At 52.4% G+C, this 17,099-nt stretch carries 12 protein-coding genes and 1 pseudogene; 11 read left to right on the top strand and 2 right to left on the bottom strand.

Translation table 11 applies throughout. The annotated features are described in order from the left end of the window. The first annotated feature begins 1,035 nt into the window (after nt 1–1,035). The gene (gene ltrA / locus JI735_RS01950) at nt 1,036–2,370 is read left to right on the top strand and encodes a group II intron reverse transcriptase/maturase (protein WP_039832572.1); all 1,335 of its coding nucleotides are present in this window, start codon (nt 1,036–1,038) and stop codon (nt 2,368–2,370) included. A gap of 156 nt (nt 2,371–2,526) precedes the next feature. Here ltrA and JI735_RS01945 read toward each other — a convergent pair whose 3' ends face one another. Continuing rightward, the gene (locus JI735_RS01945) at nt 2,527–2,664 is read right to left on the bottom strand and encodes a hypothetical protein (protein ID WP_202676978.1); all 138 of its coding nucleotides are present in this window, start codon (nt 2,662–2,664) and stop codon (nt 2,527–2,529) included. A gap of 183 nt (nt 2,665–2,847) precedes the next feature. Beyond that, complete coding sequence (locus JI735_RS01940; RefSeq protein WP_039834169.1) at nt 2,848–4,089, bottom strand: GGDEF domain-containing protein; 1,242 nt, start codon at nt 4,087–4,089, stop codon at nt 2,848–2,850. A gap of 163 nt (nt 4,090–4,252) precedes the next feature. On the opposite strand from JI735_RS01940, the gene JI735_RS01935 reads away from it, so the two are divergent. From JI735_RS01935 to JI735_RS01890, 10 genes and pseudogenes are all read left to right on the top strand, one after another. Beyond that, entirely contained in the window at nt 4,253–4,714 is a 462-nt protein-coding gene (locus tag JI735_RS01935) for a glycosyltransferase (protein WP_051051638.1), read from the top strand. Nucleotides 4,715–4,822: 108 nt separating this feature from the next. Next, nucleotides 4,823–4,975: a hypothetical protein gene (locus JI735_RS01930; RefSeq protein WP_157771305.1), complete on the top strand. Its 153-nt coding sequence runs from the start codon at nt 4,823–4,825 to the stop codon at nt 4,973–4,975. Beyond that, nucleotides 4,965–5,660, top strand: a complete 696-nt coding sequence (locus tag JI735_RS01925) for a glycosyltransferase family 4 protein (protein ID WP_051051639.1) — start codon at nt 4,965–4,967, stop codon at nt 5,658–5,660. Before JI735_RS01930 ends, JI735_RS01925 begins: the two co-directional genes overlap by 11 nt. Nucleotides 5,661–5,802: 142 nt before the next feature. After that, nucleotides 5,803–7,182 carry a LysM peptidoglycan-binding domain-containing protein gene (locus tag JI735_RS01920; RefSeq protein ID WP_039834170.1) on the top strand — a complete coding sequence of 460 codons (1,380 nt, stop codon included), beginning with the start codon at nt 5,803–5,805 and terminating at the stop codon, nt 7,180–7,182. Nucleotides 7,183–7,760: 578 nt separating this feature from the next. Beyond that, nucleotides 7,761–8,012 (top strand): hypothetical protein, encoded by a 252-nt coding sequence (locus tag JI735_RS01915; protein ID WP_233476207.1) that lies wholly within the window; start codon nt 7,761–7,763, stop codon nt 8,010–8,012. A gap of 28 nt (nt 8,013–8,040) precedes the next feature. Then, nucleotides 8,041–9,585: a right-handed parallel beta-helix repeat-containing protein gene (locus JI735_RS01910; protein WP_202676976.1), complete on the top strand. Its 1,545-nt coding sequence runs from the start codon at nt 8,041–8,043 to the stop codon at nt 9,583–9,585. Nucleotides 9,586–10,054: 469 nt separating this feature from the next. Continuing rightward, nucleotides 10,055–12,738 (top strand): annotated as a pseudogene (locus JI735_RS01905) (valine--tRNA ligase). 6 nt (nt 12,739–12,744) lie between these two features. Continuing rightward, nucleotides 12,745–14,121 carry a bifunctional folylpolyglutamate synthase/dihydrofolate synthase gene (locus JI735_RS01900; RefSeq protein ID WP_039834171.1) on the top strand — a complete coding sequence of 459 codons (1,377 nt, stop codon included), beginning with the start codon at nt 12,745–12,747 and terminating at the stop codon, nt 14,119–14,121. 7 nt (nt 14,122–14,128) lie between these two features. Further along, nucleotides 14,129–15,505 carry a UDP-N-acetylmuramate--L-alanine ligase gene (gene murC / locus JI735_RS01895; RefSeq protein WP_202676975.1) on the top strand — a complete coding sequence of 459 codons (1,377 nt, stop codon included), beginning with the start codon at nt 14,129–14,131 and terminating at the stop codon, nt 15,503–15,505. Nucleotides 15,506–15,764: 259 nt separating this feature from the next. Beyond that, entirely contained in the window at nt 15,765–16,946 is a 1,182-nt protein-coding gene (locus JI735_RS01890) for a glycosyltransferase family 4 protein (RefSeq protein WP_039834176.1), read from the top strand. Nucleotides 16,947–17,099 lie beyond the last annotated feature (153 nt).

Genomic DNA, 17,099 nt, shown 5'->3' with positions numbered 1-17,099 from the left:
CTACAGTCGACCGCAGTCCTCGCCGCAGTCCCGCCGCACTCCCGCCGCACTCCCGCTGCAGTCGACCGCAGTCCCGTTGCACTAAACCGCAGTCCTGCTGCACTCCGCCACACTCCCCTGCACTCCCACCGCACTCCATACTTCCGCCGAACTCCCGCTGTACTCCGCCACACTCCGCCGAACTCCAATTGCACTCCCACTCCACCCCCACCGCAATCCATACGCATCCGACCGATCCGAAAGGACCGGGGAAGCACGGGGGTACCCGGCGGGCGGGGAACTACAGTGTTCCTGGCCTCTCTTAAACTTCAAAACGGCTGCGCTGTCCAGTGAAGGACGGTGCGGCTGTTTTGTTCTTGTATAGGAAATTATACAGTGTAAAAAAGTGTGGATATCTTGGAAGCCTCAGAGGATATAAGCGATGCAGGAGGATTGGGCTTCATCCGCAGGCTGAAGCGGACAGAGGAGCCCTTATTTTGCCAAAAGTCTCGCTTTTTCAATAGTTACGGACTCAGGAGCCGTGAGCGACCGAGCTAGGTTGCATGGTTTAGCGGGTGTGAACCCCGCTTGGTAAGATGGAAGCCACATCACCAATACCGAGTCTTGGGCTGTCTGCAGTAACGCAGAGTGCTAAGCGTAGACAGGAAGGTAGTAGGCCTGAAAGTGATAGAGCTCCGAAAAGGAGTACGTTGGGAAGGCCGACGGTTTACGGCTACTGGAAGGCAACATGTGATCACGCGGAAAAAAAATGGCGAGTGTGACCACGCTTCCCCGGAGTCAGAGAGCCAGGCATGCTGACCAATGACCATGCAGCAACTCGGGAGACCCTGCGGCTCTTTCGCGACGGAGTACTATTTAGGAAAAGTGCGAGAGTATGCCTGCAACCGATCAAAAGGAAGAAAGGCAAATGGTGCGCAGGGAGTCGGACCGACTCGTAGTACCGAAGAAACCGGGTAATGCTGGTGGAGGGAAGGAGAAGGCAGGAAACCGATCTGAGAGAGGGAAACATCGACTACACACGGAGGTAGAGAAGCGATGGATACGAAACTATCCAGAATAGCAGAAGTAGCAAGAAACCGACCGAAAGAGCGGATGACATCACTGGTCCATCTGTTAGATAAACAGAGGCTATGGGATTGTCATCTGGAGATGCAAGGAGATAAAGCGGCAGGAGTGGACGGTGTAACGAAAGCCGAATACGAAAGAGAGCTGGAGTCCAATCTGGAAGACCTCCTCTCGCGTATGAAGCGGCAGGCGTACAAACCGAAACCATCAAGGCGGACGTACATTCCGAAGGAAAACGGCAACAAACGCCCGCTCGGCATTCCCTCCTACGAAGACAAGCTCGTCCAGAAAGCCATGAGCCAGATATTGAACGCGATTTATGAAGAGAAGTTCTTACCCTGCTCCTACGGGTTTCGACCCGGAAGAAGCCAACACCAAGCCTTGCAGGCACTAGATCGACTTATCATGAAACAAGGCGTGCGCTACATTGTGGATGTAGACATTAGGGGATTCTTCAACTATGTCGATCATGAATGGCTTAGACAATTTCTGGAACATGACATCGCAGACCCAAACTTCTTGCGACTCATCGGGCGCTTCTTGAAAGGTGGCGTAATGGAAGAAGGGTTCTACCAAGAAACAGAGGAAGGCACGCCACAGGGTGGCAATCTGTCTCCCCTACTTGGGAATGTGTACCTCCACTATGTGTTAGACCTGTGGTTCGAGATCGAAATCAAGGGGAAGCGATGCCGGGGAAAAGCAGGGATGGTGAGGTTTGCTGATGATTTTGTGTGTGGCTTTGAGCGGGAAGAAGAGGCGAAGGCGTTCTACGAGGCACTGGAGGAGCGAATGGGAAAGTTCAATCTGACGATTGCGGAAGAGAAAACGAAGCTGATCCGTTTCGGATATGGTGCGGAAGTGGACTGTAAACGAGCCGGGTTGACCAAGCCGGCGACCTTCGACTTCCTGGGGTTCCGCCACATCTGGGGTAGAGGGAAAAGCGGAAAGTACCGACTCCTACGCAAAACAAGTCCAAAGAAGTTTCGACTGCGGGTAAAGGAGATTACGCAGTGGGCTCGTCAGAACCGACACCAGCCAGAGGGGATGTTCGTGGACAGCGTACGGAGGAAACTAAGAGGTCATTACCAATACTATGGCGTGTCAGACAACTGGCACGGGATCTCCCGCTACTACAGTCTGGTGTTAAATGCGATATGGAAATGGCGTAACCGACGGAGTCAGAAACGAACATTCACGCTGGAGAAGTTCAAAGCCTTCCTCGCACGAAATCCGCTGCCAAAGCCTCGCATCACGGTCAACTTGTATGCAACTGTGAATGGTAACTTGAAGAGCCGTATGCCTTAATTGGGCACGTACGGATCTGTGAGGGGTAAGGGGGCAATCCGGGATAGGAAAGCGCCCCCGCCTACTCGACTAGATCGTTCGATGGAGCCTGGAATAAAGGGGAAAGGGACAAATAAAGGCAACTGAGTCCGCTGTCCTGCGGAATAGATGAATCTTCTATCCATAACGGCTTTCCGGTCCGTAACGGCTGCGGATAGATCGCGAAGGAATGGGGCGATCCGTCTTCAGCATGCCCCCAATGATTTTGGACCGGTTGGGAATCCCTGCGGCCATAGGCCCCGTGTTGCTATTCACCCGCCAGGGTGATTTTGTTCTAAATATATGTTTCACGCCACAAATCATCCTTATATTTCTCGTTTCTGCTTAACCTATCAGAAAGTATATATTGGAGTCCCCGCCAGTACCTGAATCAGCTTGAGCTTCCAGTAGAAACCCCGCTTCGTGGGGGGATTTTGGCCGGAGGTATGTCTCTGTCCGCTATGCTTCCAGCTCATTTGTGGACGTAAGCCGGTTGCGGCCGAGTTTTTTGGATTCCAGCAGCAGCTGGTCGGCGTAGACATATGCTTTTTCCATAGAGGTCTTCTGTCCGGGGGCCGCTTGGTAATAATAGAGTCCAAAAGAAGCCGTATATTCAACATCAATCGTTTGATCCTCATACTCGGCGGTGACACTGTGCCCGGCAATGGTGTCCAGGATTCCCTGGATCTGTACACGGCAGTCTAAAAAGGATTTGTGCCTCAGGAACATGGTGAATTCCTCGCCGCCGCTGCGGAACAAAATATCCTCATCCTGCATATGTGCCTGCAGCGTATGGGCAAAATGGGTGATTACCCGGTCGCCGACGGCGTGGTTATAGGTATCGTTGATTTTTTTGAAGCGGTCGATGTCCGCTACGACGATGCCGATGTGCTCCCCGCTGTGATTCAGCTCCTGCATCATTTTGTCCATGTGGGCGCGGTTGAAGGTTCCGGTCAAAAAATCACGGTAGGCCATCTGCTCGAACTTGTCCCGTTCAAATTTATCCTGGGCGCTTTGCGATTTAGAATAAAAGGAGATGCTGACGATGTAATTCAGCAGGAAGAGCGCGATCAGCATTTCCCATTTTCCCATCTGCAGCAGGCGCAGGAGCAGGGCATTGGACAGGGCCACCTTACTGAAATCCAGCAGATTTCTGCTGCGCAGGAGCATGTTCATGGCCTCTTTGCGGGTGGTAATATCACCGGACAGGGCACAGGTAATCGTCAGAAAACCCGATGACAGGAGCGTCGTCACACAGACTACAAGGAGAAACAGCAGCCAGTAGCCCAGCGGAAGCTGTGCGGCATAAGGATAGAGCGAGGTGTACAGGTAATACCCGGCAGAACCGCCTAACGTAAAGGAACCAATATTGTAAAAAGTATCCAATAACTCTCCGGGGTCCGATGTTTTTGTTTTCTTTTTATAGAAAAACACAGTAAACCGGTAGAGCACCTCGAACCAAAAAGTGCCCAGAGGTCCTGCAAATATACCAAAAGATGAAGTATAGCTGATCGCATAATCTATCGTGGAGTTGCCGCTTCGGGTGACAATACGCAATTGAAAATAAAAACTGGAGAAAGCCCAGTAGAAAATCAGAGCTTTGAGATAAGTAGAGTCCAGCACCACAGCGTGCCTCGTGCCTAAGGCTACAGCCAGGGAGGCAACAAACAGAAATAGGTCAAATAGCCTTGCTTTGGACATCACAGTTGACTTCCTTTCAGGAGTTATCCCGATTATACCTGAAAATTTCGGACCGTGATCAAAAGATATTTTGGAAAGTTTATCATTTACCCATGTCTGGCTGCGGCTTCTGTTCATATAATACTTTGTTCCATTTATTTTTCAGAGCCGGGGTGAGAGGTTGATGAAGATACTGCTGGTCACCTACTGGGGACTTACGAATATGGGCGGAATCTGGACGTATATGAAGCAGTTGGCTGACAAGCTGAATGAGCAAGGGCATGAAGTGACGCTGAAGGGTTCCCGTGCGGAAGATCATACGCTCTACCTGCTGGATCAAGGCATTTCCTTTGATAAAAAAGTCCTATACAACTCGCTGCTGCCTCAGTTCGATACCAGCCGGTTTCCGCATCTGTACCTGGAGCATGGGATTTTCAGCTTTGAGCTTGGCCGTTATGTCTTTGAGAGTGGGGCAGCAGTTCTCGGCCTGGAGAAGTATGATGTGATCCATGCGCAGGATCCGATCTCGGCCTATGCCATCCGGCGGATTATGAAGGTGCGGAAGCCGCTGGTGGCAAGCTTTCACGGAGCGCTGGCTTACGAATCCTACTTCGAATATAAGGGGATTGAACCGGAACTTACCTGAATAGAATATGAGAAACGGGCCATCTGGCGGTATTTCCGCCGCCTGGAGGGGCTGGGTGTCCGATCCTCCGACCTGATCCTGGTCTCTTCGAACTGGATTGGGCAGCTGGTGAACCGGGAGGATGCAGGCAAAGCGGGGATTCATATACTGCCGTATGGAATGGATGTGAAGCAGTACGATGTCAAGGCGGCAATGCCTGCCCCGCTGAAGTTCGGAGATGGGCTTAAAGTGATTATGTACGCCGGACGTCTTGAATATTAAAGGAGTGCATGTGCTGATAGGCGCTCTGGGAATTCTGCAGCACAGCCGTCGCGACTGGGTATGTGCGATTGCCGGAATTGGCAGTCTTACGGAAGCATTGCAGGAGCAGGTGCGGGAGCTGGGCATTGAGGATCGGGTATTTTTTACCGGCAAAATAGACAATATTCCGGCGGCGCTGACCGCTGCCGACATTTATGTGCAGCCCAGCCTGCAGGATACACAGCCTTTTTCGGTGACGGAGGCCCGGCTTGCCGGAATCGCGCCGATTGTGGCCGGAACGGCAGGAATGCCGGAAATGGTGCAGCAGGGTGTGACGGGATTTGTCGTCCCGCCCGAGGACAACGCAGCTTTGGCGGCGCAGCTTGAACAGCTGCTGGGGGACGATGAGCTGCGGATTACCGGGAAGCAGGCGCGAAGCTGGGCCGCGCAGAACCGTTCGCTGGATGGGATGGCAGCGGGCACACTGATGGCTTATCACAAAGCGGTCGCGCTGCATCAGGGGAAGCGCGGCTGTATCTCAGACAGAAGCTGGCGCAAGGGTGCAGTGTCCTCAAGACTGCCTGATGCCTTTCATCCTGCCGATGTGCTTGAGCTGATGCCGGGAGATCCGCTGGCCCTTACCTTGCGTGAGGGACTTCCACAGAATTATAGCATTCCCGATGCCCAAATGGTTATTGGTGAGTAAGCGCACAATCCCTTCAATTAAGCTGCGTCCAAAGTTGTCATGCCTTAGGGATTCAAGCATATACATGAGGGGAGTAACATTTTGGGCTTATGCTCTGGGCTTGTCTCAGGGTTAGATTATGCCAAGAAGGAGGACATTTCCCGTGTTTGACCAGTCCCACGGCTTGCGGTTTGATATTTATGAACGCATTCATCTGCCTGCTGAACTTCCGGGAATCGCTGAGCTGGAAGAGGTTGAGCTGATCCCGGATATTCAGGTAATTCAGCGGGAGGATCGTGCCGAGCTGTACGGTCAGCTGCTGCTTACCGGGCTCTACCGGGGAGAAGATGACCGGACCCAGCGTCTGGAGCATGCGATTCCCGTTGAAATCACAGTTCCGCTGACACGGGTCAGCTCGCTTGATGACATAGGGGTGGAGATCGAGAACTTCGATATTGACCTGCTTACGATGCGGACTGTCAATATCACCGGCGTGCTTTCGCTGCGCGGAATCGGCAGTGGTGAAACCCAGCCGGCCTGGCAGCAGGAGGAGTACACGGTAGCTTATTCTGCTGAAGAGGCAGGGCAGAGACAGGAAGCTCCAGCTGCCAAGCATGAGCATGAGAATGAGGCGCTCTATGAGAATTCACTGTGGACCTACGGTGAAGGAGCAACGGATATCACGGCCCATGAGCAGGTGGAGGTCAACTCTGTGGAATCTACGGCTTCTCCGGTGAATCCGCTGTTTCCGGATGAAGCGGTATACACAGGGCCCGCTGCAGCAGCCCAGCCGCCGCATAAGGACAAGGAACCCAAGGCGCGGACACACAGTTTCGATTCTCCAACCGGCTATGCTGCCGCTGAACCAACCGCACATCCGCAGAAGGCGGATAAGGCCCCCCAGGAACCGGCTGCCAGCCACTTTCTCACAGCAAACGACTTGAACCCTGCGGAAACCGCCCGGATTTTAGGCAGTACGGAAGCGCTGGAGGCGGAGTCCGGTGAGCCGGAAGCGGAAATCCATGCCGTGCATAAGGAAGAGCCGCAAGCTGTTGCGGAGGCTGTGGAGAACGCGGCAAACCCGCCTGCTGAAGCTGCTGCGGAAACCCTGCCAGCCAGTGAGAATGAGCTTTTAACGGCGCCTGATGTCCAGCCGGTGCCCGAAGAGAAGCCTGATCTGAAGATCGCGCTCGGCAGCAAAAAAGAAGAAAAGGCTGAGGAACGGGAGCCTCTCACTTACTCTACACTGCTCAGCTCCAGCAGAGCCCATAAGGAACAAGAGAATCAGCATGCCCAGGAGCAGGAGCCTGCGGTCCCGGCGGCAGTACCGGATGCCGGCAATGATACGGAATGGAAAAGCCGGTTCATCGGAGGCCGCGGCGGTACGGAGCTGTTCCGCAAGGTTCGGCTCTGCATTGTCCAGCGTGAAGAAACGCTGGATACGATTGCTGAGAAATACCAGCTAAGCGCGAGAGAATTAGTCATGTACAACCGCCTCTCCGGACAGAACGTGGAGGAAGGCCAGGTCCTGTACATTCCCTGACTGGTGGAGTGAGAAGTCCGGTGTGCCTCAAGCCACCAATCATACAAAAACCAACAGACGTCCTGAGACCAGGACATCTGTTGGTTTTTTGCTGCATAAGAATTATACAATGTCAAAAAATGCGGAGATCTTGGAAACGTCAGAGGATATAAGCGATGCAGGAGGATGGGGCTCCATCCGCGGACTGAAGCGGACTGAGGAGCCCTTATTTTTCCAAAAATCTTGTTTTTTCAGCGGTTACGGACTCAGGAGTCGTTATATCGTTCGATGGAGCCTGGAATAAAGGAGAAAGGGGCAAATAAAGGCATCTCAGTCCGTTTGTCCTGCGGAATGGAGGAATTCTCCCGAATAACGGCTTTCCTGTCCGCAACGGCTGCGAATAGATCGTGAAGGGAGCTCAGCGTGCCCGCAACGGTTGCGGTAGATCGTGAAGGGAGCTCATCGTGCCCGCAACGGCTCCGGATAGATCGTGAATAGAGCTCATCGTGTCCGCAGAATGCTCCACACCATAATCATACGGCCCCCAATGCATGTCTTAACTGACTTCCGGGCGAGCGTTGTGCATGTGGTATAACAATATGAGCTTTTTAAGCGAGTCAAAGGAGGCTAAGCCTGCCTATGCTGCCTATAGTACAACGATCCGTCTTCAGCATGCCCCCGTTGATTTGGGAGCGGTGGGAATCCCTGCGGCCGTAAGCCCCGTGTTGTTATTCACCCGCCAGAGTGATTTTGTTCAAATCTCTTGTGAATGGTACAAGAAGGATTACCTGAAGTGCCAGCCGCTGATCGATCTTCACTGCAGTTCCGGTTATAATGGGGCAAACGGGTGAAGTTTATTTTTCAGGGAGCTGATGACTGGTGTTGAAGTTCGGGAAAACATTGATTGTAGGGTTAAGCCTGGCGGTGCTGGGTGCAGTAATCGGGGACATGAAGGCGCCTGCAGCTTATGCTGAGGGGCCTGACTATTATGTGGCGACAACCGGCAGCGATACCAACCCGGGAACGAGCAGTGCGCCGTTCAAAACCTTGCAGCATGCTGCGGATGTTGCGGTGGCCGGAAGCACGGTTTATGTCCGTGGAGGCGTGTACCATCAGAAACTCAAAATTACCGGCTCAGGCTCGGCAAAGGCAGGACCGATTACGTTCACCAGCTACAATTCGGAGACTGCGGTTATTGATGGAACAGGACTGTCTGTAAGCGGGGCTGAAGGGATTGTAGACCTGACAGATGCGAATTACATTACCATTCAAGGCTTCGAAATCCGCAATTATACCACAGCCGCCAAGAATGTGATGCCGGCCGGCATATATGTCCACGGCTCCGGCAGTTACATTACGCTTGCTAATAACAAAATTCATGATATTAAGAATACATCCACTCCGGCAGGCAGTGATTTGCAGGGACGGGATGCGCACGGCATCGCCGTATATGGCACCAAGGCGCCTGCTTCGATCAACAATGTCAGAATCAGCGGCAATGAGCTGTACAATCTGGTGCTCGGCTCCAGTGAATCGCTGGTTCTCAACGGCAATGTGGACACCTTCTCCGTGACGAATAATATCATCCATGACAATGACAATATCGGGATTGATATCATTGGCTATGAAGGCACAGCACCAAATCCTTCCTACGATCAGGCGCGCAATGGTCTGGTCAGCGGCAACCGGGTATACAATATTACTTCCAATCACAATCCTTCTTATGGTAAAAAGCTTCCTAACAACAGCAATTCAGCCGGTGGCATCTATGTCGACGGCGGCAAAGACAGTATCATTGAGCGGAACTACAGCTATAACAACGACATCGGCATTGAGATTGCCTCTGAGCATTCCGGCAAATCGACCAGCAACATCACCATCCGCAGCAACATGGTGTACGGCAACCGGCAAACCGGTATTGCCATGGGCGGATATGATAACCAGCGCGGGTCTACGGTCAATTGCACAATCGTCAACAACACGCTTTATAAGAATGACACCATCGGCGCTGGCGCCGGCCAGCTGTACGTGCAGTATGATACCAAAAACAATACGATCAAGAACAATATTTTCGTAGCCGGCTCTACTGATGTGCTAATCTACAACGAATACACGAAGAACTCGGGCAATGTCGTAGAATACAATCTGTACTACGCTCCAGGCGGCAGCTCCGGTGCGAATTGGACATGGAAAAATACCGGCTACACCGGCTTCGCCGCTTATAAATCGGGAACCGGTAATGATGCGCACTCACTGTTTGCCGATCCGAAGTTCGTGAACGTGAGCCTCAGTAATTTCCACTTGCAGACTGCATCTCCGGCGATTGATGCCGGTTCCGCGGATACCGCGGTTATCGGCACACTCGATATTGACGGACAAGCCCGCGTACAGGGAGCTAAGGTGAATATCGGTGCAGACGAATAAGTGAATTCGGCTCTGTAAGGATTGAATTGAAATAGGGAAAGCCTTTTTGTTGACTAGGAATAGTACTAAATGTATTATGGGAATAAGTAAAAGCAAAAGACTGGGAACGGGAAGAGTAGGCGGTGAGCCCTTCAGAGAGCGGAATTTGTAATTGCTGTGAACTTCCGCAGGATGCAGCCCCCGAAGTCGCCCCGGAGTCGCCCCTCTAAGCCTGTATTCATCATCTGAAAACCAGGGTAGGATGTGGCCGGACGCAGCCGTTATCTGCATGAGTGTCGCGCTAAGCTTTTGGAACCGTATGGGACTGGGGCGGACGTTTATTTTGTATAGCGCGAAACAAAGGTGGTACCGCGAAAGAATGACCTTTCGTCCTTTGAGACGAAGGGTCTTTTTGTGTTTATAACATGCTATTCAATTGGAGGGTTCAACAATGGCTGATCACAAGAACAAAACGGCTGAACTGCCTGATATGCAGGATGCGGTACAGGCTGATACGCCGGGCAGCAAACAGAACGACATGCCGACCACATATGATCCGAAGGCGGCAGAACAGAAATGGTACGCTTACTGGATGGAGCATGGCTTCTTTGAAGCCGGCAAACGTCCGGAAGCAGAACCTTATAGCATTGTCATCCCCCCGCCGAATGTAACGGGGATGCTGCACATTGGGCATGCGCTCGATTTCACGCTGCAGGATATTCTGATCCGCACGAAGCGGATGCAGGGTTTCGATACCCTTTGGCTGCCCGGAACCGATCATGCGGGCATTGCCACCCAGACGAAGGTGGAGCAGAAGCTGCGCCAGCAGGGGATTTCCCGGCATGATCTGGGACGCGAGAAATTCCTGGAGCAGGTGTGGGCCTGGAAGGACCAGTATGCCGAGACTATTCATGAGCAGTGGGCCAAGATGGGCCTGTCCCTTGACTATTCACGCGAGCGGTTCACCTTTGATGAGGGGATGGCGGCGGCGGTGCGCAAGGTATTTGTGGAACTGTACCAGAAGGGCCTGATCTACCGCGGCAAGCGGATCATCAACTGGGACCCGGCTGCGCGCACAGCTTTGTCGGATATTGAGGTGGAATACAAAGAGGTTAACGGCCATCTGTATCATCTGCGCTATCCGCTGAAGGACGGCAGCGGCTTCCTTACGGTTGCCACGACGCGTCCCGAAACGATGCTGGGGGATACGGCGGTTGCGGTGCATCCTGAGGATGAACGCTATCGGAATCTGATTGGCAAAACCTTGATTCTGCCGATCATCGGCCGCGAGATTCCGGTGATTGCCGATGAATATGTCGAGAAGGATTTCGGCAGCGGTGCGGTTAAGATCACCCCGGCCCATGATCCGAACGACTTTGAAGTGGGTCTGCGCCACAACCTTCCGCAAATTAATGTTATGGACGAGAGCGGAACCATGAACGGGGAAGCCGGTCCGTATCAGGGCCAGGACCGCAGTGAATGCCGCAAGAATATTATCGCCGATCTTCAGGAGCAGGGGGTTCTGGTTTCAATTGAAGACCATGTGCACCAGGTGGGACACAGCGAGCGTTCCGGCGCTGTAGTCGAGCCTTATCTGTCCACACAGTGGTTCGTAAAGATGCAGCCTCTGGCCGAGAAGGCGATTGCCGCCCAAAAAGACGGCAGCGGCGTCAACTTCGTTCCGGAACGCTTTGAGAAGACCTATATGAACTGGATTGAGAACATCCGCGACTGGTGCATCTCCCGCCAGCTGTGGTGGGGCCACCGCATTCCGGCCTGGTACTCCGAATCCACAGGGGAAGTATTTGTTGCCGACAGTGAAGAGGAAGCCCGCAGAATCAGCGGTCTTGACGATCTGAGACAGGATGAGGATGTGCTGGACACCTGGTTCAGCTCCAACCTGTGGCCGTTTGCGACATTGGGCTGGCCGGATGAGAACAGCAGCGACTATCAGCGGTATTACCCGAACAATGTTCTGGTTACCGGGTACGATATTATCTACTTCTGGGTGGCACGGATGATCTTCAGCGCACTCGAATTTACTGGGAAGAAGCCGTTCTCCGATGTGCTGATCCATGGTCTGGTCCGCGATGCCGAAGGACGCAAAATGTCCAAATCGCTCGGCAACGGGATTGATCCGCTGGATGTTATCGAGCAGTATGGCGCGGATGCCATGCGCTATATGATTTCCACAGGCATCACAGCCGGCCAGGACCTGCGTTTCCGCATCGAGAAGGTGGAGCAGGCGCGTAATTTTGCCAACAAAATATGGAATGCCTCACGCTTTGCCCTGATGAATCTGGAGGGCGTAAGCTTTGCAGATATTGACATTTCAGGCGAGCTTTCGACAGCAGACCGCTGGATTTTACACCGCCTGAACGAAACTTCTCGCGATATTACGCGTCTAATTGACGCGTACGAGTATGGCGAGACGGGCCGCCTCCTGTACAATTTCATTTGGGATGATCTGTGCGACTGGTACATTGAGTTCTCCAAGCTTACGTTGTATGGCGAAGACGCTGCTGCCAAAGCCAAGACGCAATCCGTGCTGGCCTATGTGCTTGACCGTACGCTGCGCCTGATTCACCCGTTCATGCCGTTCATTACAGAGGAAATCTGGCAGCATCTGCCGCATGAGGGGATTCGATTACGCTGGCCGAGTGGCCGAAGTATGAAGCTGCGCTGGAGCAGCCCCAGGCTGTGGCGGAAATGAATCTGCTGATGGATGTGATCCGTGCGGTCCGCAATGTCCGCGCTGAAGTCAACGTTCCAATGAGCAAAAAGGTGGAGCTGATCATCAAAGCCGCCAGTGAAGAGACCCTGAACATTATTGCCAAGAACGATAATTACATCGGGCGCTTCTGCAACACCTCTTCCTTCGAAGCCGGACTTGAGCCGGACACGCCGGATAAGGTGATGTCCGCTGTGATTACCGGAGCAGAGCTGCTGCTGCCGCTGGCAGGGCTGATTGATATCGAACAGGAAATTATCCGTCTGGAAAAAGAAGTGCAAACACTGAATAGCGAAGTAGAGCGCGTTGAGAAAAAGCTTGGCAATCAGGGTTTTGTTGCCAAAGCGCCGGCTAAAGTCATCGAAGAGGAACGGGCGAAGCAGGCGGATTATTCCGCCAAGCGTGAAAAAGTGCTGGCCCGCATCGCAGAGCTGAGAGGATAAGGGACTATGGACGAGTGGATCGGGAGCGGCGGAACCGCTCCCTTAACTTCTTATACAGAAGCAGTGGATTGGATTAACGGCCTCATTCCTTTCGGCATTCGCCCGGGTCTCGAACGGATTGAACGGCTGATGGAGAAGCTGGGCCAGCCCCATCGCAGGCTCAAGTTCATCCATGTGGCGGGTACGAACGGCAAAGGCTCGACCTGCGCTTTTCTGACCAGTGTGCTGATCAGAAGCGGGTACAGCGTGGGGACTTTTACGTCTCCCTATATCACCAAATTCACGAACCGTTTTCAGTACAATGGAGTGGACATTCCTGAGAATGTCCTTACTGAACTTGCGAACAGGCTGCATCCGCTGGTTGAAGAAATGGCACAAACTGAGCTTGGCTCACCTACAATGTTCGAGGTTGCTACGGCTCTCGCCATACTCTATTATGCGGAAGTCTGCTACCCCGATGTTGTCGTATGGGAGACTGGTCTTGGGGGAAGGCTGGATGTAACAAATATCGTAACCCCGATTGTGTCTATCATTACAAATGTCGGCCACGATCATACTGATGTTCTGGGCGATACGCTGGAGGCGATTGCCGGGGAAAAAGCCGGGATCATCAAGCCCGGTGTCCCGGCGGTCACCTGTGTAAGCCAGCCGGAGGCCATAGCGGTGCTTAAAGCCAAAGCGGCTGCCAGCAAATCCAAACTCTATCTTGCCGGAGAAGATTTCAGCTACGGCAGCGCCGTGGTCAGCGGCGGTCTTCAGACCTTCACCTTCAAGGGCCCTTTCCGTTCCCTTGAGCTTGGCATTGCCATGAAAGGCGAGCATCAGCTCAGTAATAGCGCTGCGGCGATGATGGCGCTGGAGGTCCTGCGTCAGTATATGGCTTTTATACTGGAGGACGAGGATGTGCTGGAAGGCTTCCGCAGCACCTTTTGGGCGGGACGTCTGGAGGAAGTGAGCACTTCTCCGCGGATTGTGCTGGATGGGGCGCATAATCCTGAAGGTGCAGAGAGCTTGGCCAAAAGCCTGCCTCAGTTTTACAAGTACGATAAATTAAATTTGCTCATGGGGATGCTGGCAAATAAGCATCACGAGTCATACTTCAAGCATATACTGCCTATAGTGGATACGCTCATCCTGACCGAACCGGATTTCCGGAAGAAAATGGACGCGGAAGATCTGCAGGCAATCGCAGAACGTCTGCGTGAGAAATATGCCAAAGAGAATTTGGTAATCAAAGTAGAACATGATTGGGGCCAAGCGCTGCAGCTTCTGCAGTCGATCACAGCGGAGCAGGACCTTGCGGTCGTCTCCGGAACGCTGTATTTGATTTCTGATGTGCGCAGTACGCTTTTGCGGCAACCCAATTCTGAAAAAGGCTGGTGACGAACTGTTGGATACTACTGAACGTGTGCATTTTATAGGGATCGGCGGCTATGGCATGAGCGCGATTGCCCGGGTAATGCTGGAAATGGGATATACGGTAACGGGCTCCGACGTGGCGGCTCAGGAATTAACCGAGAAATTAATAGCCAAAGGAGCCAAGGTGTATATCGGACATACGGCTGAGCAGGTCAAAGGCGCAGACCTTGTCGTATACTCAACGGCTCTGGCAAGTGATAATGTAGAATGGGTAGAAGCAGAGCGGCTTAACATTCCGGTCTTGCACCGGTCTCAGATGCTTGCCCGGCTGCTGAATGAGCGCAAAGGTGTAGCGATTGCGGGTGCCCACGGCAAAACCACTACCTCTTCCATGATCGCGCTGATTATGGAAGAGTGTGGAGTGGACCCCACTTATATCATCGGCGGGGAAATTATGAATGTCGGCACGAATGCCAAGGCGGGACAAGGGGAGTACGTTGTAGCCGAAGCGGATGAGAGTGACGGCTCCTTCCTGCAATACCATCCTTGGCTGGGGATTGTGACGAATATTGAAGCCGATCACCTGGAGAATTACGGAGGCGATTTCGGACGCCTGAAGGCCGCCTACGTACAATTCATGAACCAGATGCGTGAGGACGGCACCGCAATTGTATGTGCGGATGATGAGACGGCTGCCTCACTTCTGCCTGAAGTCAAAGGCAACGTAATCACCTACGGCATTCATTCGCCGTCTGCGGATTACACGGTGACCGATATCGTGCTTGGCGACCGGCAGGTAGCCTACACCATGAACTTCGGCAGTGCAGTACTGGGGCGCATCGAGCTGTCCATCCCCGGCAAATACAATCTCTACAACTCGATGGCGGCAGTCATTGCCTGTCTGAAGGCCGGAATTCCCTTCCAGGGAATTGCGGAGTCCATCCTCAAGTTCCACGGGGCAAAACGGCGGTTTCAAGTGCTTGGGGAGGCCAATGATATTCTGGTCATTGATGATTATGCGCATCATCCTACAGAAATTCAGGCTACGATCAGCGCAGCCAAGGCCACGGGCAAACGGATTATTGCCGTGTTCCAGCCGCAGCGCTATACGCGGACCTTTTTCCTGCTGGATGCTTTTAGCCGTGCCTTCAGTGAAGCCGATGAGGTGATTCTGACGGACATCTATTCCCCGGCCGGAGAGAAGCAGATCGAGGGTGTCAGCTCTGCCAAGCTGGTGGAGTTAATCGTGCAGAACAGCAATGCCAACGCAAGGCATCTGCCGACCAAAGACGCCGTATTAGCCGATTTGCAGGACCGGATTGCTCCAGGTGACCTTGTGATTACAATGGGCGCGGGAGACATTTGGAAGGTTGGGTATGCACTGGCCGAGGGACTGAAGAAGCACTGAGCCAGAGCATGCAATCTAACAGAATTCACATCGAAATGGCACAGCACTCTTTGCATTAAAGAGTACTGTGCCATTTCTTCTTTTTATGTGATAAGCGTTCATTTCGTTTAGAAACACGCTCTGGAAATACATTTTTTTGAAAATTATTTTTGGAAAATACATGAAACGACCAAACCGCAATGAAGTTTGGGGTAATATATGCTATGCACTTTATGACGCAGCATAGACATAGACCATTTGAGATTAGGAGACGAAGACAATGAGGGAGAAATTGCTATTCATATCTGCGGAGAATCCTTTTCCACAGGATAGCGGAGGCAAGCTGAGAACCGGCAATATCCTGAATATTTTGCTGGACAAATATGATGTGGATCTGCTTACTTACCGCAATTCAAGACCTGCAGATGACAAACATGAGGTGCCGGGGCTTGCAGTACACGAGGTCGAGCGAACGGTGAATTACCGCAAAGCCATGCTCCGCTCCTTATATAAAAGGCGCAACAGCTCCTACATGAGCCATGTGGATGTAGATATGCGCGGCAAGATCGGGGAGCTGTGCCGTAAGAACAGCTACGGCCATGTTTTTATTTCCCACAGCCTGCTGGGAATCTGCATTGACATTGTGCGTGAGGTACTGCCGGGTACCGTGATCATCACGGATGCCCACAATTTTGAGAGCGGCTTGTCTGCACAACTGGCAGCCAAGAAAAAGGGGCTTGCCAAGCTGTTTTATTCCCTCAATGCGCGTTGGACGAAGAGGGACGAACTCAAGCTGATGGACAAGACGAACCTGCTGCTGACCACCTCGGAGCAGGACGGCCTGGCGTTCAAATCGCTGTCCATCCCAAATTCGCATAAAGTCCATGTGATCCCCAACTTTATCCGCATCGAAGATTATCCGGCAAATACGGGCATCTCCAAAGAGAATTGGATCATTTTACCGGGTAATATGAACTACTTTCCGAATATTAACGCAGCCTCCTACTTCAACCGCGAGATCTATCCGCTTATAAAAGCAAAGGTGCCGGAGATCAAGTGGTATATTGTGGGCCGGGATGTACACCCTGAGGTCGCCGCGCTGGCAGAAAAGGACCCCTCGATAGTGATCACCGGTTATGTGGACAGTGTTGCCGATTATGTGCGCAAAGCGAAGGTCGTCATTGCTCCCTTGCGGGAAGGAAGCGGAACCCGGCTGAAAATCCTGGAGGCCTGGGCGCTGAAAACACCTGTAGTCTCAAGTACGAAGGGAGCGGAAGGCCTACTCTACGAGCATTCGCGGAACATACTGATCGCTGATGATCCTGTAACCTTTGCAGACAGTGTGATTCAGCTTCTTCATGATCACGAACGCGGAATAGTACTGGCGGACCGTGCTTATAAGACACTGCTGGACAATTATGAGGCAGGAAGTGTACGTGAGAAACTGCTTGGTTTGGTCTAAATGGTTACGACTTTCAAAAAAGATTTATTTTATTCCATAAATCGACAGTCTTTAGGGTAGGAATAGGGTACTATTAATCTACATCTAAAGTTTCATAAAAAGCGGCGGGATGTGATCCGCTTGCTTTTTTTTCTGCGTATATGTGTGCATATC

Origin of the sequence: Paenibacillus sonchi, from assembly GCF_016772475.1 — a bacterium.
Classification (GTDB): Bacteria; Bacillota; Bacilli; order Paenibacillales; family Paenibacillaceae; genus Paenibacillus_AQ; species Paenibacillus_AQ sonchi.
This window is presented reverse-complemented; position numbering and strand designations above follow the sequence as displayed.

Excerpts from the sequence above, each read along its gene's own strand:
- JI735_RS01900 (WP_039834171.1), top strand. The coding sequence starts at position 12,745 with ATGGACGAGTGGATCGGGAGCGGCGGAACCGCTCCCTTAACTTCTTAT.
- JI735_RS01935 (WP_051051638.1), top strand. The coding sequence starts at position 4,253 with ATGAAGATACTGCTGGTCACCTACTGGGGACTTACGAATATGGGCGGA.
- JI735_RS01940 (WP_039834169.1), bottom strand. The coding sequence starts at position 4,089 with ATGTCCAAAGCAAGGCTATTTGACCTATTTCTGTTTGTTGCCTCCCTG.
- ltrA (WP_039832572.1), top strand. The coding sequence starts at position 1,036 with ATGGATACGAAACTATCCAGAATAGCAGAAGTAGCAAGAAACCGACCG.
- JI735_RS01915 (WP_233476207.1), top strand. The coding sequence starts at position 7,761 with ATGAGCTTTTTAAGCGAGTCAAAGGAGGCTAAGCCTGCCTATGCTGCC.
- JI735_RS01890 (WP_039834176.1), top strand. The coding sequence starts at position 15,765 with ATGAGGGAGAAATTGCTATTCATATCTGCGGAGAATCCTTTTCCACAG.